The following is a 25,394-nucleotide window of genomic DNA, read 5'->3' on the forward strand; positions in this document are numbered from 1 at the left end:
GCAACAACCACATGCCAGAAATCATCCGCAAAGCCGACACCACAGACCACGGTGGATTGGTGCTCGAGGGTTTCCCGCACACCAACCTCAATGGCAGACCCATGGCCGGCGTCGGCCATCAGGTCTCATGCCCAAAATGCGAGGGCGTCTTTCCCATCGTCGAGGGCAGCCCGACATACAAGGTCAATGGCATCCCGGTGGCGCTGCACGGCATGAAGACAGCGTGTGGCGCGCGCCTGATCGCCAGTGGCTCGAAAGCGCGCGTCGATGGCCACGCGGTCCGGGATCATCTGCCTGAGTAGCCCTCAGCCCCGCTCAACCTTCCATCCCATCTCGGCCGAAATCCCCGCAGCCGCGCCCTGCACCACCGGCACCATCTCGCGCATGCGCTCCAGCGACATATAAGGCACGGTGCTCGACACACTGATGGCGGCGACGATGCCGCTGGAGGCGTCGCGCACGGGCGCTGCCACGCAGCGGATCGAAGGCTCGTTGTCTTCCAGGTCGAACGCATAACCCTGCGACGCGTAATCGCGCATGCGATCACGGAACGCCTCCCATCCCTGCTGTCCGCCGGGCGCGCGCGACGACACCGGTGCGCCGACGCGATGCAGCGCCTTCCACTGCGGCTCATCCGCGTCCAGCAGCAATGCCTTGCCCACACCGGTCGCGGCGAGCGGCATCCGGTGGCCGACCCGCGATCGCATTTCCAATCCCTTTTTGCCCGGAATCTTCTCCAGGTACAGCACGTCGTTGTTGTCGCGCACGGCCAGGTGGATCGTGTCGCCGGTCATGTCGGCCAGGTTGTCCAGATAGGGCCGCGCCAGCGTCGCCAGCGGAAACGCCTCGCGCGCCTGAAAGCCCAGCTCGATCAGCTTGGGACCCAGCACGTAGCCCACGCCCGGCAGTGCGCGCAGGTAGCGCTCTTGCACCAGACAGCTTGCAAGCCGGTGCGTCGTGCTGCGCGCCACGCCGATGCGCGCGCAGATTTCCTTCAGGTCGCGTGCGCCGTCGGCCACTGCCTGCACCACGGCAAGACCGCGCATCAGCGTCTGCGTGCCGGCGGGCGCGGCGGCATCGGGGTCAAGCGTGGCAGGTTGCTCGGGGGGCAGTGTGATGGCGGTCATGTGGCAAAGGCAAAGTTGCGGCGCGATGGGAAAGATCAGCAAGCATACCGGGTGCCGCGGCACGGATGCGTGGGTGATAGGGATATGCACGGCGCTTCGCCGAGCGAACAAAACACTTCGAAGGCTCAACTGAAAGCCTATTCGAAATGCACTCTGAATTCCCTGTATGTGGGATTTAATTCTATATTTTGAGATTTTTCAAGCGCTGAACTAGAATTTTTGCCATCGTGCACCGCGCGCCTCCCGCGCGCGCACGGCAAGATTTCAGACAACAAGGTCCGCGACCACTCCACCCAGTCCCGCGCGCATGACGGCGCAACGACGGCGGCCGGATGCGCGGCCAGAGACGAGACAGACTCTGATGAATACCGGATCGCCCGCCCGTGCGGCTCTCATCGCGCTGGATTGGGGAACCTCTTCACTTCGCGCCTATCGCCTGGACGCCACGGGCCGTACGCTCGATACGCGCCATCTGCCCTGGGGCATCATGCGCCTGCCGCAACCGCTGCAGGACGGCGCCGCCACCACCACACTATCCGGCTTTGAACTGGCTTTTGATCAGGCATGCGGCGACTGGCTGCGCGCCGAGCCCGCCCTGCCCGTCATTGCCTGCGGCATGGTCGGCAGCGCGCAGGGCTGGAAGGAAGCCGCCTATCTGGACGTGCCCGTCGACCTGGAGCGCATCGGCACCTTGCTGACCGTGGTGGAACGCCCCGGCGGCACGCCCGTGCACATCGTGCCCGGTCTCATCCAGCGCCACGGCCTGCCCAACGTGATGCGAGGCGAAGAGACGCAGGTCTTCGGCGTGATGGCCGATGAGGCCAGTGCCAATGCCGACAGCGTGCTCATCGGATTGCCCGGCACGCACTCCAAATGGGTCAACGCGCGCCGAGGCCGCGTCACGCACTTCGACACCTTCATGACCGGCGAGGTCTACGCGGCGCTGCGCGGCCACACCATTCTGGGCCGCACGATGGCCGACGCCCCCAACGCCGACATGGCCGCCTTCGAGCGCGGCGTGAAAGTTGCAGGCGCGCCGGCTGGCCGGGCGGGCGTGATGTCCACCATCTTCAGCACGCGCGCGCTGGGCCTGACCGGCGAACTCGCGCCTGAGTCGCAGGCCGACTATCTGTCGGGCCTCTTGATCGGCCATGAAGTCGCCGCGCTGGCCGAGATGCTTCGCCAGCAGGGCGAACTGCCCCACATCGTGCTGTGCGGCGAGCCCGCGCTGTGCAAGCGCTATCTCCTGGCCATGCAGCATTACGGCCTGGGCGCGCCCGAGCAGGCGCAGAACGCCACCGAGCGCGGCCTGTGGCACCTGGCCCTCTGCGCCGGGCTTGTGTCCCCCTCCACCCCGATCCCCGCCTAGGAACCTTCGATGAACCATCCCGGTCTGCAAACCGCCATGGCCCACTGCGGCCTGATCGCCATCCTGCGCGGCATCACGCCCGCCGAAGCCGAACCCGTCGGGCAAGCGCTGTATGACGCGGGCTTCCGCCTGATCGAAGTGCCGCTGAATTCGCCGGATCCGCTGGACAGCATCCGCGCCATGCGCGCCGCGCTGCCCACCGACTGCCTCATCGGCGCCGGCACCGTCCTCAACCCCGACGACTGCGCGCGCATCCAGCAGGCCGGCGGCGAACTCATCGTCATGCCGCACAGCGACCCGGCCGTCATCCGGCAGGCCAAGAAGCTGGGCATGGCGTCCTGCCCCGGCGTCGCCACGCCCACCGAGGCCTTTGCCGCGCTGGCTGCCGGCGCCGACGTGTTGAAGATGTTTCCGGCCGAGCAGCTTGGCCCGGCCGTGCTCAAGGCCTGGCGCGCGGTGATGCGCCCGCCGATCGCGCTGGTTCCCGTGGGCGGCATCACGCCCGACAACCTTTCGAATTACGCCCAGGCGGGCGCCAGCGGCTTCGGCCTGGGCTCCGCCTTGTACAAACCCGGCCTGTCGGCCGAAGCAACCGGCCAGAACGCACGCGCTTTCGTCGCGGCCTGGCAACGCGCCTATCCTGCCCAGGAGACACAAGCATGAAGATCACCAAGCTCACCACCTACATCGTGCCGCCCCGGTGGTGCTTCCTGAAGATTGAAACGGACGAAGGCATCGTCGGCTGGGGTGAACCCGTCGTCGAAGGCCGCGCGCACTCGGTTGCCGCCGCCGTCGAAGAACTGTCCGATTACCTGATCGGCAAGGATCCGCGCAACATCGAAGACCATTGGACGGTCCTGTACCGCGGCGGCTTCTACCGCGGCGGCGCCATCCACATGAGCGCGCTGGCCGGTATCGACCAGGCGCTGTGGGACATCAAGGGCAAGCACCTTGGCGTGCCCGTGTCGCAACTTCTGGGCGGCAACGTGCGCGACCGCATCCGCGTGTACTCGTGGATCGGCGGCGACCGTCCCGCCGACACCGCCGCGGCCGCCAAGAGCGCCGTCGAGCGTGGCTTCACCGCCGTCAAGATGAACGGCACCGAAGAGCTGCAATACATCGACTCGTTCGACAAGGTTGAGAAGTGCCTGGAGAACGTGGCCGCCGTGCGCGACGCCGTTGGCCCGAACGTGGGCATCGGCGTGGACTTCCACGGCCGCGTCCACAAGCCCATGGCCAAGGTGCTGATGAAGGAACTTGATCCGTTCAAGCTCATGTTCATCGAAGAGCCCGTGCTGAGCGAACACTACGAAGCGCTGAAGGAACTGGCGCCGCTGACGTCCACGCCCATCGCGCTGGGCGAGCGCCTGTTCTCGCGCTGGGACTTCAAGCGCGTGCTGTCCGAAGGCTACGTCGACATCATCCAGCCCGACCCGTCGCACGCAGGCGGCATCACCGAAACGCGCAAGATCGCCGCGATGGCCGAAGCCTATGACGTCGCGCTGGCGCTGCACTGCCCGCTCGGCCCCATCGCGCTGGCCACCTGCCTGCAGATCGACGCCGGCTGCTACAACGCGTTCATCCAGGAGCAGAGCCTGGGCATCCACTACAACGCCGCCAACGACCTGCTCGACTACGTCAGCAACCGCGAGGTCTTCGCGTACGAGGACGGCATGGTCGCGATCCCGCAAGGGCCGGGCCTGGGCATCGAAGTGAACGAGGAATACGTCAAGGAACGGGCCGCAGTGGGCCACCGCTGGCGCAACCCCATCTGGCGTCACGCCGACGGCAGCTTCGCCGAGTGGTAAGCCGATAAAAGAGAGAGGAGACTCCATTGTCCACCGCCGCCCAAGCCGGCCTGCAAGGCGCTCAGCGCCCGACCCGCAGCCGCTACATCATCATGGTGATGCTGTTCATCACCGTCGTCATCAACTACCTGGACCGCAGCAACCTGTCCATCGCCGCCCCCGCCCTGAAGGACGAGTTCGGCCTGGACACCTGGCATGAAGGCCTGATCCTGTCGGCCTTCGGCTGGACCTACGCCGCCATGCAGATCCCCGGCGGCTGGCTGGTGGACCGCGTGTCCCCCCGCGTGCTGTATGCCGCCGCGCTGATCCTGTGGTCCGCGGCCACGTTCTTCATGGGCTTTGCCGGCAGCTTCGTCATCCTGTTCGTCCTGCGCCTGGCCGTGGGCGCGTTGGAAGCCCCGGCCTATCCCATCAACAACCGCGTCGTCACCACGTGGTTCCCCGAACGCGAACGCGCCACCGCCATCGGCTTCTACACGTCGGGCCAGTTCGTCGGCCTGGCGTTCCTGACGCCGGTGCTGGCCTGGCTGCAGCATCATTACGGCTGGCACATGGTGTTCGTCAGCACCGGTCTCCTGGGCATCATCTGGGGCGTGCTGTGGTTCATGATCTACCGCGAACCGCGCCAGTTCAAAGGCGCCAACGCAGCGGAAATCGAGCTGATCCAGAAAGGCGGCGGCGTCGTCGACCTGGACACGCGCGTGCGTGAAAAGAAGGCCCCGTTCAACTGGAACGACCTGGGCCTGGTCATGAGCAAGCGCAAGCTGTGGGGCGTGTACCTCGGCCAGTTCTGCCTGACCTCCACGCTGTGGTTCTTCCTGACCTGGTTTCCCACATATCTGGTCAAGTACCGCGGCATGGACTTCATCAAGTCCGGTTTCCTGGCCTCGGTGCCGTTCCTGGCGGCCTTCATCGGCGTGCTGTGCTCGGGCGTGCTGTCCGACTTCCTGATCCGGCGCGGCGCCACCGTCGGCATGGCGCGCAAGCTGCCGATCATTCTGGGCCTGTTGATCTCCACGTCCATGATCGGCGCGAACTTCACGGACTCCACGCCGTGGGTCATTTTCTTCCTCGCCGTGGCGTTCTTTGGGAACGGTCTGGCGTCGATCACGTGGTCGCTCGTTTCAACCCTGGCCCCGGTTCGCCTCCTGGGCCTGACCGGAGGGGTGTTCAACTTCGTCGGCAACCTGTCGTCGATCTGCACGCCCATCGTGATTGGCTTGCTGGTGTCCAAGGACAGCTTTGCGCCGGCCATCGTGTACGTATCGTCGCTGGCGTTGCTTGGCGCGCTGTCGTACATCCTGCTGGTCGGAAAGGTTGAGCGGATCGAGGCTTGATGAATCGGCCTAGATTTGAATTCTGGCTTTGAATGAAGGGGCGTCCTGCGGGACGCCCTTTTTCATATGGGGCGAATCTGGCGCAGCTTATTCTTCTGTCTGATCAGGCGAAATCCTGACCGTGGGGAGTGCCAGTCTGGCTGCGATGCTCACGGCAAACAAAAAGCCCCGGCGGATCCACGTCCACCGAGGCTTTTCATTGGGCGGCCCGCAGGCCGAAACCTCAGCAGCCCTGCACTGCCAGCTTGCGCCGCCGCATGTTCCCGGCGCGCTGCACCAGCACCAGCGCCAGTCCCGCCGTTGCGATCACCGCGCCGGCGATCGGCACCGCCGCGTAACCCAAGCCCGCCGAGATCACCGCGCCCCCGGCCGCCGCGCCCACCGCGTTGCCCAGGTTGAACGCGCCCACGTTCATCGACGAGGCCAGTCCCGGCGCATCGGTCGCGGCGCGCATCACGCCCATCTGCAGGGGCGGAACCACCGCGAACGTCGCGACGCCGAAGATCAGCAGCGCCACAGCCGCGCCGACCGGCGTGGACGCCAGCCACGGGAACGCCAGCAGGTCCACGATGACCAGCACCAGGAAGAAGATCAGCGTGCCATCGAGCGAGCGGTCGGCCATGCGTCCGCCCACGCCGTTGCCCAACGTGAAGCCCAGACCGATCAGCACCAGCATGCCCGTCACGAACGCCGGGGACGCGCCGGTAATCTCGGCCAGCGTCGGGGCGATATACGTGTACAGCGTGAACATCGCGCCCGCGCCCAGCACCGTGGTCAGCAGCGACAGCAGCACCGCAGGGCTGCGCAGCACGGCCAGTTCATGGCGCACGTTGGGACGCCGGCCCGCCTCGCCCGCCGGCAGGGCGAACCACAGCGACAGCATCGCAATCAGGCCCAGCACCGCCGTCGCGAAGAACGACATCCGCCAGCCGATCGTCTGACCCAGCCACGTCGCGGCCGGCACGCCGCCCACGTTGGCGATGGTCAGCCCCATGAACATCGTCGCCACCGCGCTGGCCTGCTTATGGCGCGGCACCACGCTGGCGGCCACGAGCGAGCCCAGGCCAAAGAACGCGCCGTGGTTCAGGCTGGTCACCAGGCGAGCCAGCAGCAGCGTCGTGTAGTTGGGCGACAGCGCCGACAGGATATTGCCGATGGTGAAGATCGCCATCAGCAGAATCAGCGCCTTGCGCCGCGACCACCGCGAGAACGCCAGCGTCATCAGCGGCGCGCCGATCATGACGCCGATCGCGTAGGCGCTGACCAGCATGCCCGCGCTGGGGATGGACACGTTCACCCCCTCGGCGATGACGGGCAACAGGCCCATGGGAGAAAACTCGGTCACGCCGATGCCAAACGCACCGACGGCAAGCGCCAACAACGGCGGGCCGGCCTTCACCGGCTGGGTTTCTTGGGGATTCATGCAAGTTCCTTGGGTTCGACGGCGCCGGCAGGGAGTTCCTGGGGCGCGCCCGGCCTGAAATGGCCGGCGCATCGGATAGACAGGCGTGCAGTATGACGGCCGGATACTTGCAGAAAAAGGCGTCTAGCGGGCAAACACTTTTGACTTCAGGTCATTAATCGACAAGCGATTAGCCAAACCGAGGGCGCTTCCTTCGAACTTCCACTTCGAGGCCGAGGAGGTCCAACATGTCGAACACCTTTTGCAGCTGCACGGTGGGCTTTCCCCGTTCCAAGTCGACCACGAACCGGTTTCCGGAATTTCCCAGTCCCGCCAAGTCGACTTGCAGCAAGCCCTGCCGCCGGCGCACAGCCCTGATCAGAGCCCCCAACTCGGTTGACGTAGACACGACCGCAGGAATCGCATCAAGCTCGCGCGTGGTCGTCATCGCCTTATCCCCAAAGTTACCGATCGGTAATCCTAAGGCCATTTTCACGACATTCGAGCTGGAAACTTACCGAGCGGTAATCCTCAAGATCAAATCAGACGTCTTCCGAAGGCGCGGCCGCTTCGCGCCCCGCCCGTGGGACCCAAAAACAAAAAGGGCGTCCTTTCGGACGCCCTCTCTGTTGAACCACCCAGCCGCTTACTTCAACAGCAGCGCATTCAACCGCTTCACGAACGCCGCCGGATCCGCAATCTGCGCGCCCTCGGCCAGCAGCGCTTGATCCAGCAGCAGACGCGCCCACTGATCGAACTCGCCATCATCAGCCGCACGAATTCGCGCCAGCAGCGGATGCTCGGGATTGATCTCCAGCACCGGCTTCACGTTCGGCGCTTCCTGGCCGGCGGCCTTCAGCATGCGCAACAGGTGCGGGCTGAGTTCATTCTGGCCCACCACCACGCATGCCGGCGAATCCACCAGGCGCAGCGTCACGCGCACTTCCTTGACCTGATCTTCCAGCGTCTTTTGCAGACGCTCGACCAGCGGTTTGAAGTCCTCGGCCACTTCGGCCTGGTGCTTCTTTTCTTCCTCGTCGGCCAGTTCCGCCAGATCGAGGCCACCCTTGGCCACCGACACCAGCGACTTGCCGTCGAATTCGCGCAGGTACGACAGCATCCACTCGTCAACGCGATCCGACAGCAGCAGGACTTCGATGCCCTTCTTGCGGAAGATTTCCAGATGCGGGCTGTTGCTGGCCGCGGCGAAGGTGTCCGCCGTAACGTAATAGATCTTGTCCTGGCCTTCCTTCATGCGCGACACGTAGTCGGCAAACGACACCGTCTGCGCCTGATCACCGGAATTCGTCGACGCAAAACGCATCAGCTTGGCGATGCGCTCAAGATTCGCCGAGTCCTCGCCCGCACCTTCCTTCAGCACCTGGCCAAACTCCGACCAGAACGTCGCGTAGTCTTCCGGCTTGTTCTCGGCCAGGTCTTCCAGCAGCGACAGGATGCGCTTGGCCGAACCCTCGCGAATGGCGCGCACGTCGCGGCTTTCCTGAAGGATTTCGCGCGACACGTTCAACGGCAGGTCCGCCGAATCGATCACGCCGCGCACAAAGCGCAGGTACGACGGCAGGAGCTGGTCGGCGTCGTCCATGATGAAGACACGCTTCACGTACAGCTTCACGCCATGACGGCCGTCGCGGTCCCACATGTCCATGGGCGCATGCTTGGGCACGTACAGCAGTTGCGTGTACTCGCTGCGGCCTTCGACGCGGTTGTGCGTCCAGGCCAGCGGATCGTCGTAGTCGTGCGAGACCGTCTTGTAGAACTCGCGGTACTGCTCTTCCGTGACCTCGGACTTGCTGCGGGCCCACAGGGCGTTCGCCTGGTTCACCGTTTCCAGTTCGTCGGTCTTGACCTGCTCGCCCTTTTCCTGATCCCACTCTTCCTTGGCCATGCGGATCGGCAGCGAGATGTGGTCGGAGTAGCGGCGCAGGATCTCGCGCAATTTCCAGCCATTCAGGAGTTCGTCTTCGTCAGCGCGCAGGTGCAGCGTCACGTCCGTGCCGCGGCTGGCCTTTTCAGCGGCGGCAATCGTGAATTCGCCCTGGCCGTCGGATTCCCACTGGATCGCGTCCGTGGAACCGGCGCGGCGGCTGACCACCGTCACCTTGTCCGCCACGATGAACGACGAATAAAAGCCCACGCCGAACTGGCCGATGAGCTGCGCATCCTTCTGCTTGTCGCCGGTCAGCTGCGAGAAGAACTCGCGCGTGCCCGAGCGGGCGATCGTGCCCAGGTTGGCCACCGCTTCTTCGCGCGACAGGCCGATGCCGTTGTCGGAGATCGTGATGGTGCGGGCGGCCTTGTCGTAGCTGACTGTGATGGCCAGTTCGCCGTTGCCTTCCAGCAATTCCGGCTGGTCGATGGCTTCAAAGCGCAGCTTGTCGCAGGCGTCCGACGCGTTCGACACCAGCTCGCGCAGGAAGATTTCCTTGTTGCTGTAAAGCGAATGGATCATCAGATGAAGCAGTTGCTTCACCTCGGCCTGGAACCCCAGGGTTTCGGACGCGGAATTCGTGGCGGTTTGGCTCATAGTTCTACGTGGCTCGGAAAATAAATTAGGGACAAATATCGGTCGACTGGGGCGATGCGCCCGCGCGGCCGCCCGGAAACCCTACTGATGTGGGGGCCAATGGGAACTTTTCAAGACCGGGGTGGCGGAGAAGCAACCTGACAGGCGGCTGTCCCCGGTAAAATCCCGCACTTTTCTCACCTACCCCCTCCCGGCCGGCCCTCCCGCCATGCAACCCGCCTCCCTGACCCAACCCGCCCCCCACGGCACGTCCGATGACGCCGACACCAGCCACGACCTGGTCTACGGCCCCGACGACCGCCCCGCGCCTCCCGTCGCCTTCGTCGCCGCCCTGCAGCACCTGCTGGCCATCCTGGTCCCCATCGTCACCCCCGGCCTGCTCATCTGCCAGGCCCTGGGGGTCAGCAGCCGCGACACCACCCTCATCGTCTCTATGTCGCTGGTGATCTCCGGCATCGCCACCTACGTGCAGTGCAAGCGCTTCGGGCCGCTCGGCGCGGGTCTGCTCATCGTGCAGGGCACGAGCTTCAACTTCGTCGGCCCGCTGATCGCCGGCGGCTCGGTCATGGTCAAGCAAGGCACGCCGGTCGAAGCCGTCATGGCCGCCATCTTCGGCGTCGTCATCGCCGGGTCCTTTGTCGAGATGGGCATCAGCCGCATCCTGCCCTTCGTCAAACGCCTCATCACCCCGCTCGTCACCGGCATCGTCGTGCTGCTGATCGGCCTGACGCTCATCAAGGTCGGCCTCATCAGCATGGGCGGCGGCTTCGGCGCCATGGCCAACGGCACCTTCGCCAGCGCCGAGAACCTGACCCTGTCCGGCCTCGTCCTGGCCACCATCATCCTGCTCAACCGCGTGCCGGTGGTGTGGATTCGCAGCACTGCGCTAGTGCTGGCACTGGCCGTCGGCTACATCGCCGCCGCCTATATGGGCCGTCTGGATTTCACCGGCGCCCGCGAAGCCGCCGTCTTCCAGGTTCCGGTGCCGCTGCACTTTGGCCTGGGGTTCTCTTGGGCCTTGTTCGTACCGATGCTGATCATTTATCTAGTCACGTCCCTGGAAGCGATTGGCGACGTCACTGCCACCAGCAAGGTTTCCAAGCAGCCGGTTGAAGGTCCGCTCTGGATGCAGCGCATCAAGGGCGGCGTGCTGGTCAACGGCGCGAACTCGCTGCTGGCAGGCGTGTTCAATACGTTTCCCAGCTCGGTATTTGCGCAGAACAATGGCGTCATCCAGCTGACCGGCATCGCCAGCCGCCACGTCGGCGTGTGGATTGCGGGCATGCTGATTCTGCTGGGTCTGTTCCCGGTTGTCGCGGGCGTCCTGCAAGCCGTGCCCGAACCCGTCCTGGGCGGCGCAGCCATGGTAATGTTCGGCGCGGTGGCCGCGTCTGGGATCAACATCCTGGCGGGCATTCAGCTGGACCGCCGGGCGTTGCTCATCATCGCCGTGTCTTTGGCGCTGGGCTTGGGTGTGTCGCAAGTGCCGGAAATCCTGTCGCACCTGCCGCACTCGGTGAAGAGCGTGCTGGAATCGGGCGTCGCCACCGGCGGGATTTGCGCACTGGTGATGAACTGGTTCTTGCCTGAGAAGAAGTGAGGATTGTGGGGGTGCGGTCGGGGTTTAGCAGCCCTGGCCTTCCCCTTGGACGGCAGGCTCGCCTAGCCATCGCCTGACAAGATGAAAAAGACCGCATATAATCGCGGTCTTCGCATCTCCCGCAGCCGTCACCTGGACGCGCTCGCGACCCCCTAGCCCGGGTGGTGAAATTGGTAGACGCAGGGGACTCAAAATCCCCCGCCGCAAGGCGTGCCGGTTCGATTCCGGCCCCGGGCACCAGAATTCCATGCGTGGTGACGCGTTAAAAGCGCTAATCTCTGCGCCCCCCTCAAAATCGCGATTTCCCCCTGCAGGGCCTTCTTGCTGAAAACTCAGTCCGCTTTCGGTCTGTGCCTGCATAACAGAGTCTCCCCCGCGTATATCGCCGAGTCGATGTGGCGCGTCCGATGACGGTGCCGAGATTCCGACTTGAACTCTGTGCGAGGCAGAGAAGAGGCGGCGCCCCAATTTTTCGTCGGACTCGTCTTGTTTTGGCAACCTACCCTACGGAGGGCCGGGCGAACGCTTGACCCCTCCCGACGATAGAGACAACAATCACTGCAATCGCGCCCAAACCTCTGTAGTCGGCTTGTCCGGCTGCATGTTTGGGCCTTCTCATTTCTGAGACATTGCCTTGGTTCAGACGGCGCCGCCAAAACCGCATAAGACATACGTCGAACTCGCGAGCGTGCTCGCCGAGCGCGGCATGGACATCGGTGACGCAGGCCGCACTCAGCGCAAGCTCTCCCAGGTCGGCTATTACCGGCTGAGCGGATACTGGTATCCCTGCCGGATTCCGTGCATGAACGAACACGGGCGACAAATGACCGGGGACGCAGGCAGACCGTTACGCGCAGATCATTTTGTGCCAGGCACGGCTTTCCGTGATGTCTTCGACCTATACCTTTTTGATAAGCGTCTTAGACTTCTCGCGCTCGACGCAATCGAGCGGATCGAAGTACATCTTCGGTCAGTGGTCGCCCACGAGGTCGGTTTCCACGATCCAATGGCGTACGAACAGGATCGCTTCATCATGCCCCGTGCCTGTGCCGATTATGTTCACAAGGGTAAGGTGCGCAACCAATGGCGAGAATGGTCTCAACGCCAGCGCGCGCAACTCAACCGATCCCGGGAAGACTGCATCGTATGGCATCGCGACAATAGGAGAGCGATTCCGTTCTGGGTCGCGGTCGAAGCCTGGGACTTTGGTCTCCTATCCAAGTACTTCGAGATGCTTCGCGGGAAGCACCGACAGCGAATTTCCAATCGACTGGGGGTTGCGAACAGTCTGGTTCTGAAGGACTGGTTGCAGCAGATCAACACATTGCGAAATCGATGTGCGCATCACGCTCGAGTTTGGAACCAGTCATCCAGCAACGCTCTCGCGCACCTACCCCACCCCTATTTCAATGCGCTAACACTGACCGACCACGCGCGTGGACGTCTTTTCGGCCTTATCGCTGTGATCTGGTTTTTGATCAAGCAGATCGGTCCCAGCTCCCAGTGGCTCGACCAAGTTGCAGCGCTGATTGATGCGTGGCCACAACTTCCTGGTTGCGACCGTTATGCGATGGGTTTCGACCACGGCATGTCCACGCTACCGCGCGAGGCGTTTGCACAGGCAGGTTCGCTGCTTGCGCAGCAGACTACTTAGCGACGTCAAGCGCGGCTACTCGAAACGACCTCCGCCAGCGTAGTCCAGATCAACATGATCCATTTTCAGCCGCGCGTAAGACTCTGAACAGTGGCGTCGACCACAATCCCCCCCCCTAAACCTGACAAAAAAATCAGCCACCATCATTCATCATCCCGTCATCCGCCCTACCTAAGCTTCCCGCTTTTTCTGAAGGGCAGCACAGATGGCGAACGACAAGCACGACGGCAAACTTGAGGTTGCCAACAAACTCGCGGCACTGCCGACCGACGCCGATCCGCGCCGTCGCAGTCTGCTCAAGGCTGGTTTCGGCGCCACGTTCCTGCCGGTTGGCGGATCGCTGCTGCTGTCTGCCTGCTCCAGCGACGACGATGACGATGCCACCACGTCGCCCGAAACCCCCGGTACGCAACCACAACCGCAGCCCCAACCCGAGCCGCAACCCCAACCCGTCAACATCTCCAGCTTCGCAGTAGCAGTACTGCCGGACACGCAGTTCTATTCGCGCTACGCAACCGACGCCGAAAACCAGCAGTTCATGCGCAAGTACGGCAGCGAGCCGTTCAAGGCGCAGACGCAGTGGGTGGCCGATCATTCGAAGTCGCTGGGGATTCCGTTTCTGATCCACTTAGGCGACGTCGTCGATCAACAAGTCAAACCGGATCAATGGAAAGTGGCAGATGCCGCCATGGCGATTCTGGAAGAAGCCAAGGTCCCGTACTCGATTCTGGCCGGCAACCACGACGTGATCCTGGACCGCGACTACGTCGACGCCAGCAGCCAGGCCAGCGCCACGGACGCGCAGCGCAATCTGGCTAACGAGCCCTATTTGAAAACCTTCAGCGCCGATCGCGCCAAGAACCAGGCCACGTTTGGCGGCCGCGATCCTAGCGGGTTCCACGAATATCACGTGTTCGAAGCCGAGGGCCAGAAGTTCATGGTGCTGTCGCTGTCGTGGCGCATCTCCGATGACGCGTTGACCTGGGCCAACCAGGTCATTCGCGCGAACCCGACACTGCCGGTGATCCTGGTCAATCACCAGTTGCTGAACATCGACAAGGACGGCGTCACGCCGCTGGAAGTGCCCTACGGGCTGATGCTTTGGGACAAGCTGATCCGCGACAACGATCAGATCTTCATGACGCTGAACGGCCACTATCACGGCGCCGCGCATCTGACCAAGACCAATGCGTTCGGCAATTCGGTCGAGGAAATGGTGGTGGATTATCAGATGGCCTATCAGGGCGGCAACGGCCTGATGCGTCTGTATGAGTTCGACCTCAGCAACAACGAGATCCGGGTCCTGTCGTTCTCGCCGTGGGTGCCGCAGAAGCCGAAGAACACGCTCAACACGTTTGACCAGGCCATTCTGACCGGCGCGAACGAGCAGTTCACCATCAAGATGGATTTTGCGAAGCGCTTTGGCGGCTTCAATAAGGAATTCAAGGCGGCTACGCCGTCGCACACTGCGCTGATCGACCAGGCGCGCGCATTGATTTTGGCGAACTACACGGATCCCGTCGCCGCCGAGCAGAAACCCGCCGCCGATCCGGATGATTATCCGCAGGTGCAAGGCACGCTGGCGCACTGGCGCTTCTTTGGCGGCACCAATGGACAGCCGGTGCCGGTGGGCGAGGTGATCGCGGACCGCGCAGGTCTGAATCCGATGCGGCGCGCGCCGCTGAATATCGACGGCGTAGCCGGTGCGCAGGTGGGTGATGTGGTCTGGTCCGACGATCACCATTACCTGTCGGCCGCGCCCGGCTCGGTGCGCTTCCTGAACACCGACAAGAACACGGCTCGCATGAGCTACTTCACGACGGATGCCGCGGCCATCATCAACGGTGAAACCGCGACCGACGGCTACACGGTGGAAGCCTTCATCAAGATCGACCGCGACTGGGTCGCGTCCAAGCACGCGTGGATGAACATCATGACGCGTGACGGCAAGCGCGGCGATCTGGCGGGCTTTTCGGGCGGAGATCCCGAATCCCCGCCGCTGCTGTTTGCCGTGTCGAGCCTGCGCGAGATCCAGTGGGAAGTGGTGCCGGACGACACGGGATCGCGTAGTCCCAAGGCAAACTGGTCTGGCGAGATCATCCCCGACAAGTGGATGCACGTTGCCGTGGTGAACGATGACACCACGCACGAAACCATTCTGTACGTGGAAGGCGCGCCGGTTCTGCGCAACGCCTCAGGCGCTCGCGGCCTGGCGACGTTGGCGGCCAACATGCCGTGGATCGTCGGCGCCGGTTCGTGGGATGGCGCGCGGGCTGATGGGTTCTTTGGCAGCGTCGGCGAGATCCGTATCGTCGGTCAGGCGCTACAGCCGATCGACTGGCTGACCGCGCGTCGGCGGTGATAGGCGCACGCGCCGCGGCCGGCCTTTGCCGCGGCGCGTGAGTGAGCGCGTTAGATATCGACGTTGGTTCGTTTATGCTCATCATCAATCTTGCCTTGATCATTTTGTTCGCGCAGAGAAAAGCGAGTAATCCAGGCGCAAGACAGGCGTGCCGGTTCGATTCCGGCCGCCGGGCACCAGACACCTGTCTGGACTGATATCCAAGTAGTACCTCAAACCCGCACCAGCTCGCGCTCTGCGGGTTTTTGCCGTCTGGGATAATCCCGGACCTCAACCCGTCAGATCCGTCAGGAGCGCGACTCAGCGCTTCCAGACCGGTATCGAAACAATGATCATGTCCATCAACTCCCCGCTCGTGACCATCGCGTGCGGGATTTAACAGCATTTGAACAACTAAAAACCTATGCCTCTGATGACCTGGATTCACCGCTTTTGGCCGGCGCGCTGCAGCTGGCTTGCCGCATTGGCCCTCTGCGTCTACCTGCCAGCCAATGCCGCGCAGGCAACGCCATCAGACGCCATCCAGCCGCCGGCCCTCGTGTGGGGCGCCGTCCCGAGCGCGGATCTCTACCTGCTGGTGGCCAGTCCGCGTCTCAGCAAGCCCGAGCTGCAACAACTGGTCGCCGACAGGATCGGTCGTGGTGTTGGCGATAACCAAACCATCACCCAGATCTGGAGCAATACGCCGGAACCCATCCAGCTATGGCTGTCGATCGATCCCGCCCGGCTTAAGGAAGCCAAGCTGTCCACGGATCAGGCATTGGAGGCGCTGGCCGCCAAACTGGATATTTCCGCCCAGCCCGCCCAGGGAATCCGCCCGCCCCCTGCGTGGATCTACTCCGGCGCGACACGTGAGAAGTTGGAAGCCTGGAGCGATGCGCCCCCACGGTTGGCGGACGGCACCATCATCAACCCATCGGAATGGACGACAGTGGCATACCGGCAAGCGCCGGAATCCTGGGAAAGCTGGAACAAGGTTGGGGTAAGCCTTGCGGTGTCAGCAGAGTCGCGCCGCGATTCGTTGGACAGCATCGTCAGCGAACGCCTGAATGCGCTGGCGTCCCATCTGCCCGATGACGTTTCGGTAATGATCCTGCCGGCGGGCCCCCGCTTGAACGAAGCCGACGGCATATTCGTCACGGTCGCTCGCGACGAGTAGCCCCTCACCCGGTGCTCCTGCGTCCCTGCTCATCCGAAGACCAAGGGATCCAGCAATCCGCCGGAAGTTTTGCCGCTAGAATCCGTCGCAGACAGGTTGGACATCACGGTCCGGCCAATCACCGGAAAGCCTCATTGGCGCAGGAGGTTCAATGGCAATCAAGGCCGTGGCATTCGACGTATTCGGAACCTTGGTCCACATCGAACGGCCGACTCGACCGTTCCGCAAGCTGGTCCGGCTGCTGCATGAAGCGGGTCGTCCGCGCCAGCGCGACGACGGGGTCCGCGCGATGAGCAATCCGATCGACCTGCGACAGGCCGCCAGCCTGTTTGGCGGAGTGGTCAGCGATGCAGACCTGAACGCGCTTGAAGCCGAATTGCGTGAAGAGATTCAATCCATCTCGCTTTTCGCGGATGCCACGCCGACGTTGCTTGCATTGCGGGAACGCGGCATCAAGGTCGCGCTTTGCTCCAACCTGGCGGCGCCGTATGGCCCGCCGGTGCTGGACTTGCTGCCCATTCGGCCGGACTTCTGCGCCTGGTCGTACGAAGCCGGCGCCGTGAAGCCGCAAGCCGAGATCTACCAATACCTTTGTGATGGCATTGCGTGCCGGCCCGATGAAGTGCTGATGATCGGCGACACCATCGAGGCCGACATGATCGGGCCACGAAAATTCGGCATTCACGGCTATCACCTTGACCGGCACACAGCCACGTCAAAGTCAGCGGACTCCGTTCAATCGCTGAGCGACGTGCTTACGCTGATGGCCGCGCGCCACTGACGAGCTGCCGGCGGCGAGATGAAGGAGACTTCACCCGCCCCGCCTCCGCCACGCCCACCACACCGCCCCGATCGGCGCAAAGATCGCCAACCACGACACGCCATCCCACACCCCATCGCCCAGCAGCGCCGACACCAGTCCCACCACCGACGCCACGCCCAGCCAGATGGGCGCGCGGAACACCTCGCCAGCCGACTGCAGGTGTTCGGTGCGTGCGCCGCGCGCCTCGCTCGTCCTGTTCATTGCGCGGCCTCCTGACTATCGCTCTGACGCAGCGCATTGGCGGCTTCGGCAGCATCCTCGGTTAAGGGCTTGGCGGCCGTCGCAGCCTTGGGCTTGCGCAGCCACAAGTACAACCCGCTACCCAGCACCACGATCGCAAACAGATCCAACACCGCCCAGAGGATCTTCAACGGCAAGCCGCCGTAATCCCCAAAATGCAGCGGCTGCGACAGGAACAAGGTCTTCACGTACCACGGCATTTCGCGCGTGTCGGTCAGTTCCCCATTCGTCGCGTCCACCAGCGCCGGCTTGAGCAGGCGCGAAGTCACGGGCGTATTGCCCTTCATGAAGAACGTGTAATGGTGCGGGCTGGAGAACATCGTCCCGGGAAACGCCACCAGGCTCACCGCCATGTCCGGCACCGCGGCACGCGCGGTGCGGATGGAGTCTTCCAGATGTGCGGGCTGCGTAACCGGCGGCAGGCCGCGGAACGGCGCGGTCATTTCCGCCATCTGGTCCATCTGCCATAGGCTCAACACAACGCGATTCAAGGTGTTGATGCTGCCCGTGATGCCAACGACCAGCAGCCAGACGACGGTGACGATGCCCAGCAGGTTGTGCCAGTCCAGCCATTTGACACGGGTGCTGCGTTGGGTGCGCAGCGCGCCGAACTTCAGACGTCGCATGAAGGGGTAATACAGCACCACCCCGGACACGATGGCGACCACCATCAAGAGGCCCATTGCGCCCAGAAATAGCATGCCCGGCAGGCCGGCGAACATATCCGTATGCAGCTTGAGCATGACGTACATGAAGCCTTCGTCGGTGGCCGGCTCGTCCAGGACCTTGGCCGTGCGCGAATCGATGACAACCGCGTTGTTCTCCTCGGGCGGGGCGTCGACGGCGCTGGCCATCGAGACATACGTAATGTCGGGATGCTCGTCCTGATCCCAGAACATGTAGCGGATGACTTCGCCCGGGCGCCGTTCCAGCGCGGTCTGGGCGATCTGGTCCATGCTGGCGTTGGGTGTGCCGGCGGGCATGGGCGGCGCTTCGACCACGCCTGACAGGTGCTCGATCTCTTCGTGAAAGATCAGGGGCAGCCCGGTCAGACACAGCAGCAGCATGAAGACCGTGCAGATCAGACTGCTCCACTTGTGTATCCAGGACCAGGCTTGCGTGGACATATCTGCCTCCTTAGAAGGCGATGCTGGTCGAGAACGTGTAGGTGCGCGGCGAGCCTACGAACAGATAACCGGCGGTGGCGGTGCCCCAGTAGTTCCGGTTGAACAGGTTCTCGACGTTGAAGCGGAAGGTGACGGGGGTGCCGCTGATCTTGGTTTCGTAGCGGGCGCCGGCGTCGACGCGGGTCCAGCTTGGCACCGACAGGCTGTTGTCGGCGTTGGCATACGTTCTGTCGGTGTAGATGACGCGGCCCAACACCGTCAAGCCGGGGACGAAGGGGGTATCCCACTCGGCGCCAAGGTTGAATTGCCAGTCGGGCACACCGATGGCCTTGTTGCCCTGCAGATCGGGCGTGGTGGCCTTGTTGATGACGGCGTCGATATAGCTGATGCCGCCCAACAGACGCACGCCCTTGGTGACTTCGCCGGCAAAGCTGGCTTCCACGCCGCGGTTGCGCTGTTCGCCGAACTCGCCGAAGGTGTTGCCAGAGATGCCGGAGCTGGGCCGCGTCAGCTCAAACAGCGCGACGGTGGCCAGCATGTTGTCGTTCAGGTTGTACTTGACGCCGATTTCCTTCTGCTTGGACTTGAACGGCGACAGCGTCTCGCCCGGGTTGGTGATGGCCGCGCTGGTCGGCGCGGTGTCGCCTTGGGACAGGCCTTCGACGTAGCTGGCATAGACCGACAGGTCCGGCCGCACCTTGAAGACGACGCCGGCCAGCGGCGTGGTCGCGCTCTTGTCGTAGCGCGGGCCGCTGGGCTCGCCGTTGGTGAAGTTGTAGTTCTGGCCCTGCACGTTCTGGCGGCGCACGCCAAGCGTCAACTGCAGGCGGTCGTCCATGAAGCCCAGGGTGTCGGCCAGCGCGTAGCTGGTCAGCTTGACGCTCTGGTAGCGGTTCAGAGGATTGCTGACGCCGGAGATGGACGGCGTGTCGAAGGTGTTGCCGGCGTAGATGTTGGAATTGCCGGGCGGGAAACCGGTGTTGAAGCCCAGGTCGGAGTCCTGGTCCAGCAGCGTGTAGCTGAAGGCGACCTTGTGGCTCACGGGACCGGTCTTGAAATTGCTGCGCAGGCCGGCTTCGGTGGACTTGCTGTCCACCGTCATCCGCTGCCAGCCGCCGAAAAAGGAGTAATCGCCCTGCGAATTCTGCAGCACGGGGTTGGCGGCAAAGGCGTCCCAGTCCAGTTTGCGCTGGCCATAGCCCGCGTAGGCGGTCAGGTAGTCCGTGATGTCGTATTCGATCTTGAAGACGCCAGCGGTGTTGCGGCCATCGCTCCAGCCCAGGCCGGGATACGGATTCTTGTTGCTGGGCGCCTCGGGAATCGACGTCAGGTCGTCGCCAAGCTGGAACTGGCGCACGACGTTGTCGATGCGTTCCTTCTGCCAGATCAGGTCCAGGGACGACCGCAGTCTTTCACCGCGATAGTCCAGCGCAACCGAGCCCAGCGCTTCACGCGTGGATTGGTCCTTGATGGGCGTGTCGCCGTCGCGCAGCATCCCGTTCACACGAATGCCGAACGCGTTGCCTTCGCCGAAGCGGCGGCCGACGTCGGCATGCACGCCAAAGACGGAGTCGGACATGACTGAGCCCGTGAGCCGGGTGATGGGCTCATCGGTCGCGCGCTTGGGCACCAGGTTGACCACGCCGCCCACGCTGCCGCCCGGCGTCATGCCGAATAGCGCCGCGGAAGGGCCCTTGATGATCTCCACGCGTTCCAGGGTCTCGACCGGTGCGCGCCAATATGGCGTCAGCCCGAACATGCCGTTGAACGCGAAGTCCGCGGTCGGAACATTGAAGCCGCGGATGGTCAGGTCTTCGTTGATGTTGGACCGCGCGCTGCTCATGCGCACGGACGGGTCCATGGTGGCGACGTCGGCCACGGAACGCGCCTGCTCGTTCTCGATGGTCTGGGCGGTATAGCTCGTGACGCTGAAGGGCGTGTCCATGACGGACGTATTGCCCAGGATGCCCATGCGGGCGCCGCCGCCGATCAGGCCGCCAGCGATGGGCGCAGGCGCCTCGCCCAGGGCGATCGGGGCACTGGTCACGGTGACGGCGGGCAACACGGTGATCGCGGCGGGAGCCGGGGCCTGCGTCTGCGCGGAAACCGACGCGGCATAGAGCGCGGCGCTGCCCGCCAATGCCTGCTTCACTGCCAGGGCGACGCCCTTCTGCCTGCCTTGACGGCCTTTCGATGCTTTACCCACAGCCCCACCCCATGCGTTCTTTTATGTAAAACGCGCATGATAAGCATTCTTATTCGTTATCGCTATGGGGGTTATCTTGATGTGGCATCGGCGCATCAATCGTGGCATCTGTGCCGGCGGCCCTAAAACTCATCCAGATGGCCTCATCCATCGCTTGAGGCGGTCGCCCCAAGTTTCTGCGCCGGCGTTTCAGGCCCCCGGATTGCGGTCCACGTACACCAGCCCCGCCGCGGCCAGCTTTTCCCGCATGCCGTAGATATCCAGCCCCAGTTCCCCGGCGGCCAACCGCTTGCGTTTGGCCGTCTCGTTGATCAGCCGCGCATCGCAGGCGTCAGCAACCTGCGCCGCACGCTCGCGCGGCACGATGCACACGCCGTCATCGTCGGCGATGACGACATCGCCGGGCTGCACGAGCGCTCCCGCGCACACGACCGGCACGTTCACCGACCCGGGTGTCGCCTTGACCGTGCCCTTGGCAGAGATGCACTTCGACCACACGGGAAACTGCATGTCCTTCAGCGCCGCGACATCACGGCAGCCCGCGTCGATGACCAGCCCATGCACGCCGCGTGCGCGCATCGAGGTGGCAAGCAGTTCTCCGAACATGCCGTCCTCGCTCGACGACGCGCAGGCCACGACGACGATATCGCCCGGCCGGCAGAGTTCGATCGCAACGTGCAGCATCCAGTTGTCGCCCGGCTGCGCCAACACCGTCACGGCGCTGCCTGCGATGGATGCGCCTGCGTACACGGGCCGCAGGTAGGGTTGCAGCAGGCCGGTGCGATGCTGCGCCTCGTGTGCGGTGGCCACGCCTGCCGACGCCAGGCGTGCGATGACCCTGCTGTCGGCGCGGTCGATGTTCCTGACGGCGATGCTCATGCCAGCTCCCCGGTGACTTGCGGGAACACGCGCTGGTAGCCTTCCGCGTACTTGATCTTCAGGTTCGAGTTGCGCGATGCCTGCACGCCGCGCTGCAAGGCGACGCGGGTGTAGTACTCCCACAGGTGTTCCTGCGCAGCCATGGTCTCGAAGGCCCGGCGCTTCTGGTCCCAGACTTCGGAGATATCGAGCAGCACTTCCGGCTTCCACTCGCACTGCTCGGGCTGGTGCGGCTCGAACAGAAATACGGGCGGCGCGCCCAGCACGGCCTGCTCGGGATGGTGCCCGTGCGCCTGCGCGATCACGCGGGCTTCCTGGGCGACGTGCGTGGCGAGCGGATGGTCGAAGTTGTAGGGGTCTTTCTGCGAATGCGTCAGCACGAATTCCGGCTGCAGTTCGCGGTACACATCCACCAGTTCAAAAAGCGACTCGTCCGAGACGCGCAGCGGATAGTCGCCGCAGTCCATGAACCGGATGTCCGCGCCCAGGATGTCGGCCGCCAGACGTGCCTCGTCGCGGCGGTCGGCCTTGACGCGTTCCAGCGTCATGGCCGGCTGCTTCCACAGCTTGGCGGATTCGCCGCGTTCGCCGAACGACAGGCAGACCACGGTCATTTTCCAGCCGCGTTTGGCGTACAGGGCGATGGCGCCGCCCGCGCGCCAGACGAAGTCCGCGGAGTGCGCGCTGACCACCAGCCCGTTCTTTTGCCGTTCCATTTCAGTTCCTCTATGCATGGTTGCCGGCCGGACCCGCCCTGCGGACCCGTACCAGCGCGAGCGCGGTCAATCAGCCTTGATGCCCGCGTCCTTGATGACCTTGGTCCACTTGGTGGTTTCCGCTGCCACGAATTGGCCGAACTGCTTGTCCGTACCGGGCGTGACGACCGCGCCCATTTCGCCGAAGCGCTGCTTTACGGCGGGGTCCTTCAATGCGGATTGCAGCGCGGCATTCAACTTTGCAGTGACCTCGGGCGGCAAATCCTTGGGGCCGATCAAGCCCCACCACACCGTGGCCATCGCGCCCGGCAGGCCTTGCGACACCACCGTGGGCACCTCTGGCAGCATGCTTGCCGGCTCGTCGTCCAGCACGGCCAATGCGCGCAGCTTGCCCGCCTTCACGTGCGAGACGACTTCCAGCGGATTGATGGACATGAAGGAAATCCGCTGCCCCAACAGGTCGGTGACCGCGGGCGAACCGCCCTTGTACGGCACATGCAGCGCCTTCATGCCGCTCTCGCGCTTGAGCAGTTCGCTGGCCAGATGGCCGGAGCTGCCGTTGCCGGCCGACGCGTAGGTCAGCTTGTCGGGATGCGCGCGGCCATAGTCCGTCAGGTCCTTCAAGGTCTTGAACGACGACTCGACCGGCACCACCACGGCCAGCGGCGCATAACCGATGGCGCCCACGGGGGTGAAGTCGTGCGCGGGATCGAAGGTCAGCTTGGAGAACAGCGCACCGTTGGCGGCCAGCGTATTCGACGCGGTCAGCAGCGTATAGCCGTCCGCCGGGGCGCGCGCCACGGTGTCCATGCCGATATTGGTGGCCGCGCCAGGTTTGTTTTCGACGATGATCGTCTGCTTCAGCGCATCACCCATTTTCTGGCTGACGAGGCGGGTGACGATGTCCACGCCGCCGCCAGCGGCGTACGGCACCACAATACGGATCGGCTTGTCGGGGAAATTGGTCTGCGCGGCAGCCGGCAGCGGCGCCAGCATGGCGGCGATCAGTGCGCCCACGCCTGCGGCGGCGGCAAACGTGCGGCGGGACCGGGAGGGCTGGAAAGCCTTCATGGTTGTCTCCTGTGTCGTTATACGTGTTGGTATGGCCGAATGATGCGCGGCGTACACTCATACCGTCCAATACCGTTTTTCACGATCATCTATTTGCTTTCCAAATCAATATGGATTTCCGCCAACTGCGTTACTTCGTCGCCGTCGCCGAGGAACTGAGCTTCAGCCAGGCCGCGCGCCGGCTGCACGTCAGCCAGCCGCCCCTCAGCCTGCAGATCAAGGCGCTGGAAGAAGAACTCGGGGCGCCGCTCCTGACCCGCACGAGCCGCAGCGTGGAACTGACGCAGGCGGGCGCGCTGTTCTTGGAACAGGCGCGCCGCGCGCTGTCCCACCTGGAACGCGCCGGCGAGGTCGTGCGGCAGTCGGCGCTGGGAGAAACCGGCGAGATCCGCGTGGCATTCACGGCGTCGGTGCCGATGTTCGACGCCTTTCCCCGCATCGTGCATGCCTTTCGCACGGACTTTCCCGGCGTGGGGGTGGACCTGAGCCATCAGTCGACGGGCCAGCAATTGCGGGCGCTGGCTTCCAAAGACATCGACGTGGGATTTCTGCGGCCATCCATCCTGTTCGTGCCGCCGCCCAACATCGCGACGCTGCCGCTGTGGACCGACCGGCTGATGGCCGCCCTGCCGCAATCGCATCCGCTGGCGCGCCGTGACACGCCGCTGTCAATGACGGACCTGGCGGACGAATCCTTCATCCTGTTCCCGCGTGGCCTGGGCTGCGGCCTGTTCGACCACGTGAGCGTGCTGGCCAACCGGGCGGGCTTCGCCCCGCAAGTCGGCCAGGAGGCGCGCGAAGGTGCAACCATCATCGGTCTGGTCGCGGCGGGGATGGGCATTTCCATCCTCCCCGACACCTACATGAAAACGGGCATTCCCGGCGTGGCCTATCGCGAACTGGATACGCCAGACGCCCAAAGCCAGGTGCTGCTGGCGTATCGTTCGGAAGACGGCTCTCCGCTGGTGCAGCGGTTCCGCGAGACCGCTTCGGCCGTGCAGTAGACGGCAGAGGCCGCGGATCGCAATGGTGATTCAAAGGCCCCCGCCATGACCCTCCGCCTCTTCGCGCTCACCCTTTCCGCCATGCTGGCCTTTGCCGGCAATTCCCTGCTTTGCCGCCTCGCGCTCAAACAGACGGCGATCGATCCCACCACCTTCGTCGTCATCCGCGTTGTGTCGGGTGCGCTGATGCTATGGCTGGTGCTGGCACTGCGCCAGCAGTCCGAACGTCTGGAAGGGTCCTGGGCGGGTGCGTTGGCGCTGCTGGCGTATGCACTGGCGTTCTCCTTTGCGTACACGCATATTCCCGCCGGCACGGGCGCCCTGCTGCTGTTTGGGGCGATCCAGATCAGCATGATCCTGTACGGCCTGGCGATTGGCGAACGATTGGCGCCGCTGCAATGCGTTGGCATGGCGTTTGCGATTGCCGGGCTTGTCGCGTTGATGCTGCCCGGTACGGACGCGCCACCCGTGTTCTACGGATTCCTGATGATCCTGTCCGGCGTGGCGTGGAGCATTTATTCGCTGCTGGGCCGGGGCGCACGGAATCCGGTGGCGGCAACCGCGGGGAATTTCATCCGCGCCGCGCCGGTTGCGCTGGCGTTGTTGCTTGCGCAGTTCGTCATGTCGCACGTTCGGCTCGACGCCGCAGGCGCCGCCTATGCCGTGGCGTCCGGCGCGGTGACGTCGGGCCTGGGGTATATCCTCTGGTACGCCGCGCTGAAACAGTTGAACGTGACGCGCGCCGCCACCGTGCAGCTCAGTGTCCCGGTGCTGGCGGCGTTGGGCGGGACACTGTTTCTCGATGAGCCGCTGACGGTTCTGCTGGTGTCCGCGTCCGCGCTCGTGCTGGCGGGCGTGTCGCTGGTGATTCTCAACAAGCGCGTGGCTTGAATCGCCTCGCCCATCGCCATGAAGGACGGACCGCCGCGGCCACCAATGGCCGGAATTGCAGTCCGCCCTTCAGC

Annotated in this window: 22 protein-coding genes and 1 tRNA gene; 13 read left to right on the top strand and 10 right to left on the bottom strand. The window is 64.0% G+C overall.

The window, feature by feature from the left end:
• Positions 1 to 11 precede the first annotated feature (11 nt).
• Complete coding sequence (locus tag AC6CIE_RS20680; protein WP_498093696.1) at positions 12 to 302, top strand: PAAR domain-containing protein; 291 nt, start codon at positions 12 to 14, stop codon at positions 300 to 302.
• A 3-nt stretch (positions 303 to 305) separates the two neighbouring features.
• On the opposite strand, the gene AC6CIE_RS20685 is transcribed toward AC6CIE_RS20680, so the two are convergent.
• Positions 306 to 1,127, bottom strand: a complete 822-nt coding sequence (locus tag AC6CIE_RS20685) for an IclR family transcriptional regulator (protein WP_279973521.1) — start codon at positions 1,125 to 1,127, stop codon at positions 306 to 308.
• 361 nt (positions 1,128 to 1,488) lie between these two features.
• Between AC6CIE_RS20685 and AC6CIE_RS20690 the strand changes: the two genes are divergently transcribed.
• From AC6CIE_RS20690 to AC6CIE_RS20705, 4 genes are read left to right on the top strand one after another with little or no spacing between them, the layout of a single operon-like run.
• Positions 1,489 to 2,496, top strand: coding sequence for a 2-dehydro-3-deoxygalactonokinase (locus tag AC6CIE_RS20690; protein ID WP_498093698.1), 1,008 nt, complete (start codon positions 1,489 to 1,491; stop codon positions 2,494 to 2,496).
• Between the two features lie 9 nt (positions 2,497 to 2,505).
• On the top strand, positions 2,506 to 3,159 hold the full coding sequence (locus tag AC6CIE_RS20695; RefSeq protein ID WP_056324859.1) for a 2-dehydro-3-deoxy-6-phosphogalactonate aldolase: 654 nt from the start codon (positions 2,506 to 2,508) through the stop codon (positions 3,157 to 3,159).
• The gene (dgoD, locus tag AC6CIE_RS20700) at positions 3,156 to 4,304 is read left to right on the top strand and encodes a galactonate dehydratase (RefSeq protein ID WP_056559450.1); all 1,149 of its coding nucleotides are present in this window, start codon (positions 3,156 to 3,158) and stop codon (positions 4,302 to 4,304) included. Before AC6CIE_RS20695 ends, dgoD begins: the two co-directional genes overlap by 4 nt.
• Positions 4,305 to 4,330: 26 nt before the next feature.
• Positions 4,331 to 5,641, top strand: coding sequence for an MFS transporter (locus tag AC6CIE_RS20705; RefSeq protein ID WP_286939497.1), 1,311 nt, complete (start codon positions 4,331 to 4,333; stop codon positions 5,639 to 5,641).
• 223 nt (positions 5,642 to 5,864) lie between these two features.
• Here AC6CIE_RS20705 and AC6CIE_RS20710 read toward each other — a convergent pair whose 3' ends face one another.
• The 3 genes from AC6CIE_RS20710 to htpG form a co-directional block, all read right to left on the bottom strand.
• Entirely contained in the window at positions 5,865 to 7,064 is a 1,200-nt protein-coding gene (locus AC6CIE_RS20710; RefSeq protein WP_498093700.1) for an MFS transporter, read from the bottom strand.
• A 169-nt stretch (positions 7,065 to 7,233) separates the two neighbouring features.
• Complete coding sequence (locus tag AC6CIE_RS20715; RefSeq protein ID WP_175137926.1) at positions 7,234 to 7,491, bottom strand: helix-turn-helix domain-containing protein; 258 nt, start codon at positions 7,489 to 7,491, stop codon at positions 7,234 to 7,236.
• A gap of 198 nt (positions 7,492 to 7,689) precedes the next feature.
• Positions 7,690 to 9,588, bottom strand: a complete 1,899-nt coding sequence (htpG, locus tag AC6CIE_RS20720; RefSeq protein WP_481146942.1) for a molecular chaperone HtpG — start codon at positions 9,586 to 9,588, stop codon at positions 7,690 to 7,692.
• A gap of 208 nt (positions 9,589 to 9,796) precedes the next feature.
• Between htpG and AC6CIE_RS20725 the strand changes: the two genes are divergently transcribed.
• The 6 genes from AC6CIE_RS20725 to AC6CIE_RS20750 all read left to right on the top strand — a co-directional run bounded on the left by AC6CIE_RS20725 (position 9,797) and on the right by AC6CIE_RS20750 (position 17,144).
• Positions 9,797 to 11,188: a uracil-xanthine permease family protein gene (locus tag AC6CIE_RS20725; protein ID WP_498093702.1), complete on the top strand. Its 1,392-nt coding sequence runs from the start codon at positions 9,797 to 9,799 to the stop codon at positions 11,186 to 11,188.
• A gap of 155 nt (positions 11,189 to 11,343) precedes the next feature.
• Positions 11,344 to 11,428: transfer RNA gene (locus AC6CIE_RS20730), tRNA-Leu, on the top strand.
• Between the two features lie 394 nt (positions 11,429 to 11,822).
• Positions 11,823 to 12,842: an Abi family protein gene (locus AC6CIE_RS20735; protein ID WP_498093704.1), complete on the top strand. Its 1,020-nt coding sequence runs from the start codon at positions 11,823 to 11,825 to the stop codon at positions 12,840 to 12,842.
• A 205-nt stretch (positions 12,843 to 13,047) separates the two neighbouring features.
• Positions 13,048 to 15,204 (top strand): LamG-like jellyroll fold domain-containing protein, encoded by a 2,157-nt coding sequence (locus AC6CIE_RS20740; RefSeq protein ID WP_239216189.1) that lies wholly within the window; start codon positions 13,048 to 13,050, stop codon positions 15,202 to 15,204.
• A gap of 403 nt (positions 15,205 to 15,607) precedes the next feature.
• A complete protein-coding gene (locus AC6CIE_RS20745; protein ID WP_498093706.1) occupies positions 15,608 to 16,363 on the top strand; it encodes a hypothetical protein in 756 nt (251 codons plus the stop codon).
• Positions 16,364 to 16,514: 151 nt separating this feature from the next.
• Positions 16,515 to 17,144 carry an HAD family hydrolase gene (locus AC6CIE_RS20750; protein WP_279973550.1) on the top strand — a complete coding sequence of 210 codons (630 nt, stop codon included), beginning with the start codon at positions 16,515 to 16,517 and terminating at the stop codon, positions 17,142 to 17,144.
• 30 nt (positions 17,145 to 17,174) lie between these two features.
• On the opposite strand, the gene AC6CIE_RS20755 is transcribed toward AC6CIE_RS20750, so the two are convergent.
• The 6 genes from AC6CIE_RS20755 to AC6CIE_RS20780 form a co-directional block, all read right to left on the bottom strand.
• On the bottom strand, positions 17,175 to 17,387 hold the full coding sequence (locus tag AC6CIE_RS20755) for a hypothetical protein (RefSeq protein WP_175122292.1): 213 nt from the start codon (positions 17,385 to 17,387) through the stop codon (positions 17,175 to 17,177).
• Positions 17,384 to 18,553, bottom strand: coding sequence for a PepSY-associated TM helix domain-containing protein (locus AC6CIE_RS20760; RefSeq protein WP_498093708.1), 1,170 nt, complete (start codon positions 18,551 to 18,553; stop codon positions 17,384 to 17,386). Before AC6CIE_RS20760 ends, AC6CIE_RS20755 begins: the two co-directional genes overlap by 4 nt.
• Before the next feature lie 10 nt (positions 18,554 to 18,563).
• A complete protein-coding gene (locus AC6CIE_RS20765; RefSeq protein ID WP_498093710.1) occupies positions 18,564 to 20,759 on the bottom strand; it encodes a TonB-dependent receptor in 2,196 nt (731 codons plus the stop codon).
• A gap of 189 nt (positions 20,760 to 20,948) precedes the next feature.
• Positions 20,949 to 21,638, bottom strand: coding sequence for a 4-carboxy-4-hydroxy-2-oxoadipate aldolase/oxaloacetate decarboxylase (locus AC6CIE_RS20770; RefSeq protein ID WP_498093712.1), 690 nt, complete (start codon positions 21,636 to 21,638; stop codon positions 20,949 to 20,951).
• Entirely contained in the window at positions 21,635 to 22,354 is a 720-nt protein-coding gene (locus AC6CIE_RS20775) for a PIG-L deacetylase family protein (RefSeq protein ID WP_498093714.1), read from the bottom strand. The genes AC6CIE_RS20770 and AC6CIE_RS20775 overlap by 4 nt, the downstream gene beginning before the upstream one ends.
• A 66-nt stretch (positions 22,355 to 22,420) precedes the next feature.
• Positions 22,421 to 23,425 (bottom strand): Bug family tripartite tricarboxylate transporter substrate binding protein, encoded by a 1,005-nt coding sequence (locus AC6CIE_RS20780; RefSeq protein WP_498093716.1) that lies wholly within the window; start codon positions 23,423 to 23,425, stop codon positions 22,421 to 22,423.
• 110 nt (positions 23,426 to 23,535) lie between these two features.
• On the opposite strand from AC6CIE_RS20780, the gene AC6CIE_RS20785 reads away from it, so the two are divergent.
• Together AC6CIE_RS20785 and AC6CIE_RS20790 are read left to right on the top strand one after the other, a co-directional pair.
• The gene (locus AC6CIE_RS20785; protein ID WP_175137937.1) at positions 23,536 to 24,429 is read left to right on the top strand and encodes a LysR family transcriptional regulator; all 894 of its coding nucleotides are present in this window, start codon (positions 23,536 to 23,538) and stop codon (positions 24,427 to 24,429) included.
• Positions 24,430 to 24,474: 45 nt separating this feature from the next.
• Entirely contained in the window at positions 24,475 to 25,320 is an 846-nt protein-coding gene (locus tag AC6CIE_RS20790) for a DMT family transporter (protein ID WP_498093718.1), read from the top strand.
• Positions 25,321 to 25,394: the final 74 nt, after the last annotated feature.

The organism is Achromobacter sp. GQ309 (assembly GCF_059759315.1).

Coding starts and splice junctions, on each gene's coding strand:
- AC6CIE_RS20760 (WP_498093708.1), bottom strand. CDS start 18,553: ATGTCCACGCAAGCCTGGTCCTGGATACACAAGTGGAGCAGTCTGATC.
- AC6CIE_RS20725 (WP_498093702.1), top strand. CDS start 9,797: ATGCAACCCGCCTCCCTGACCCAACCCGCCCCCCACGGCACGTCCGAT.
- AC6CIE_RS20780 (WP_498093716.1), bottom strand. CDS start 23,425: ATGAAGGCTTTCCAGCCCTCCCGGTCCCGCCGCACGTTTGCCGCCGCC.
- AC6CIE_RS20710 (WP_498093700.1), bottom strand. CDS start 7,064: ATGAATCCCCAAGAAACCCAGCCGGTGAAGGCCGGCCCGCCGTTGTTG.
- AC6CIE_RS20755 (WP_175122292.1), bottom strand. CDS start 17,387: ATGAACAGGACGAGCGAGGCGCGCGGCGCACGCACCGAACACCTGCAG.
- AC6CIE_RS20790 (WP_498093718.1), top strand. CDS start 24,475: ATGACCCTCCGCCTCTTCGCGCTCACCCTTTCCGCCATGCTGGCCTTT.
- AC6CIE_RS20785 (WP_175137937.1), top strand. CDS start 23,536: ATGGATTTCCGCCAACTGCGTTACTTCGTCGCCGTCGCCGAGGAACTG.
- AC6CIE_RS20775 (WP_498093714.1), bottom strand. CDS start 22,354: ATGGAACGGCAAAAGAACGGGCTGGTGGTCAGCGCGCACTCCGCGGAC.
- htpG (WP_481146942.1), bottom strand. CDS start 9,588: ATGAGCCAAACCGCCACGAATTCCGCGTCCGAAACCCTGGGGTTCCAG.
- AC6CIE_RS20770 (WP_498093712.1), bottom strand. CDS start 21,638: ATGAGCATCGCCGTCAGGAACATCGACCGCGCCGACAGCAGGGTCATC.
- AC6CIE_RS20750 (WP_279973550.1), top strand. CDS start 16,515: ATGGCAATCAAGGCCGTGGCATTCGACGTATTCGGAACCTTGGTCCAC.
- AC6CIE_RS20740 (WP_239216189.1), top strand. CDS start 13,048: ATGGCGAACGACAAGCACGACGGCAAACTTGAGGTTGCCAACAAACTC.
- AC6CIE_RS20680 (WP_498093696.1), top strand. CDS start 12: ATGCCAGAAATCATCCGCAAAGCCGACACCACAGACCACGGTGGATTG.
- AC6CIE_RS20690 (WP_498093698.1), top strand. CDS start 1,489: ATGAATACCGGATCGCCCGCCCGTGCGGCTCTCATCGCGCTGGATTGG.
- AC6CIE_RS20695 (WP_056324859.1), top strand. CDS start 2,506: ATGAACCATCCCGGTCTGCAAACCGCCATGGCCCACTGCGGCCTGATC.
- AC6CIE_RS20685 (WP_279973521.1), bottom strand. CDS start 1,127: ATGACCGCCATCACACTGCCCCCCGAGCAACCTGCCACGCTTGACCCC.
- dgoD (WP_056559450.1), top strand. CDS start 3,156: ATGAAGATCACCAAGCTCACCACCTACATCGTGCCGCCCCGGTGGTGC.
- AC6CIE_RS20715 (WP_175137926.1), bottom strand. CDS start 7,491: ATGACGACCACGCGCGAGCTTGATGCGATTCCTGCGGTCGTGTCTACG.
- AC6CIE_RS20745 (WP_498093706.1), top strand. CDS start 15,608: ATGCCTCTGATGACCTGGATTCACCGCTTTTGGCCGGCGCGCTGCAGC.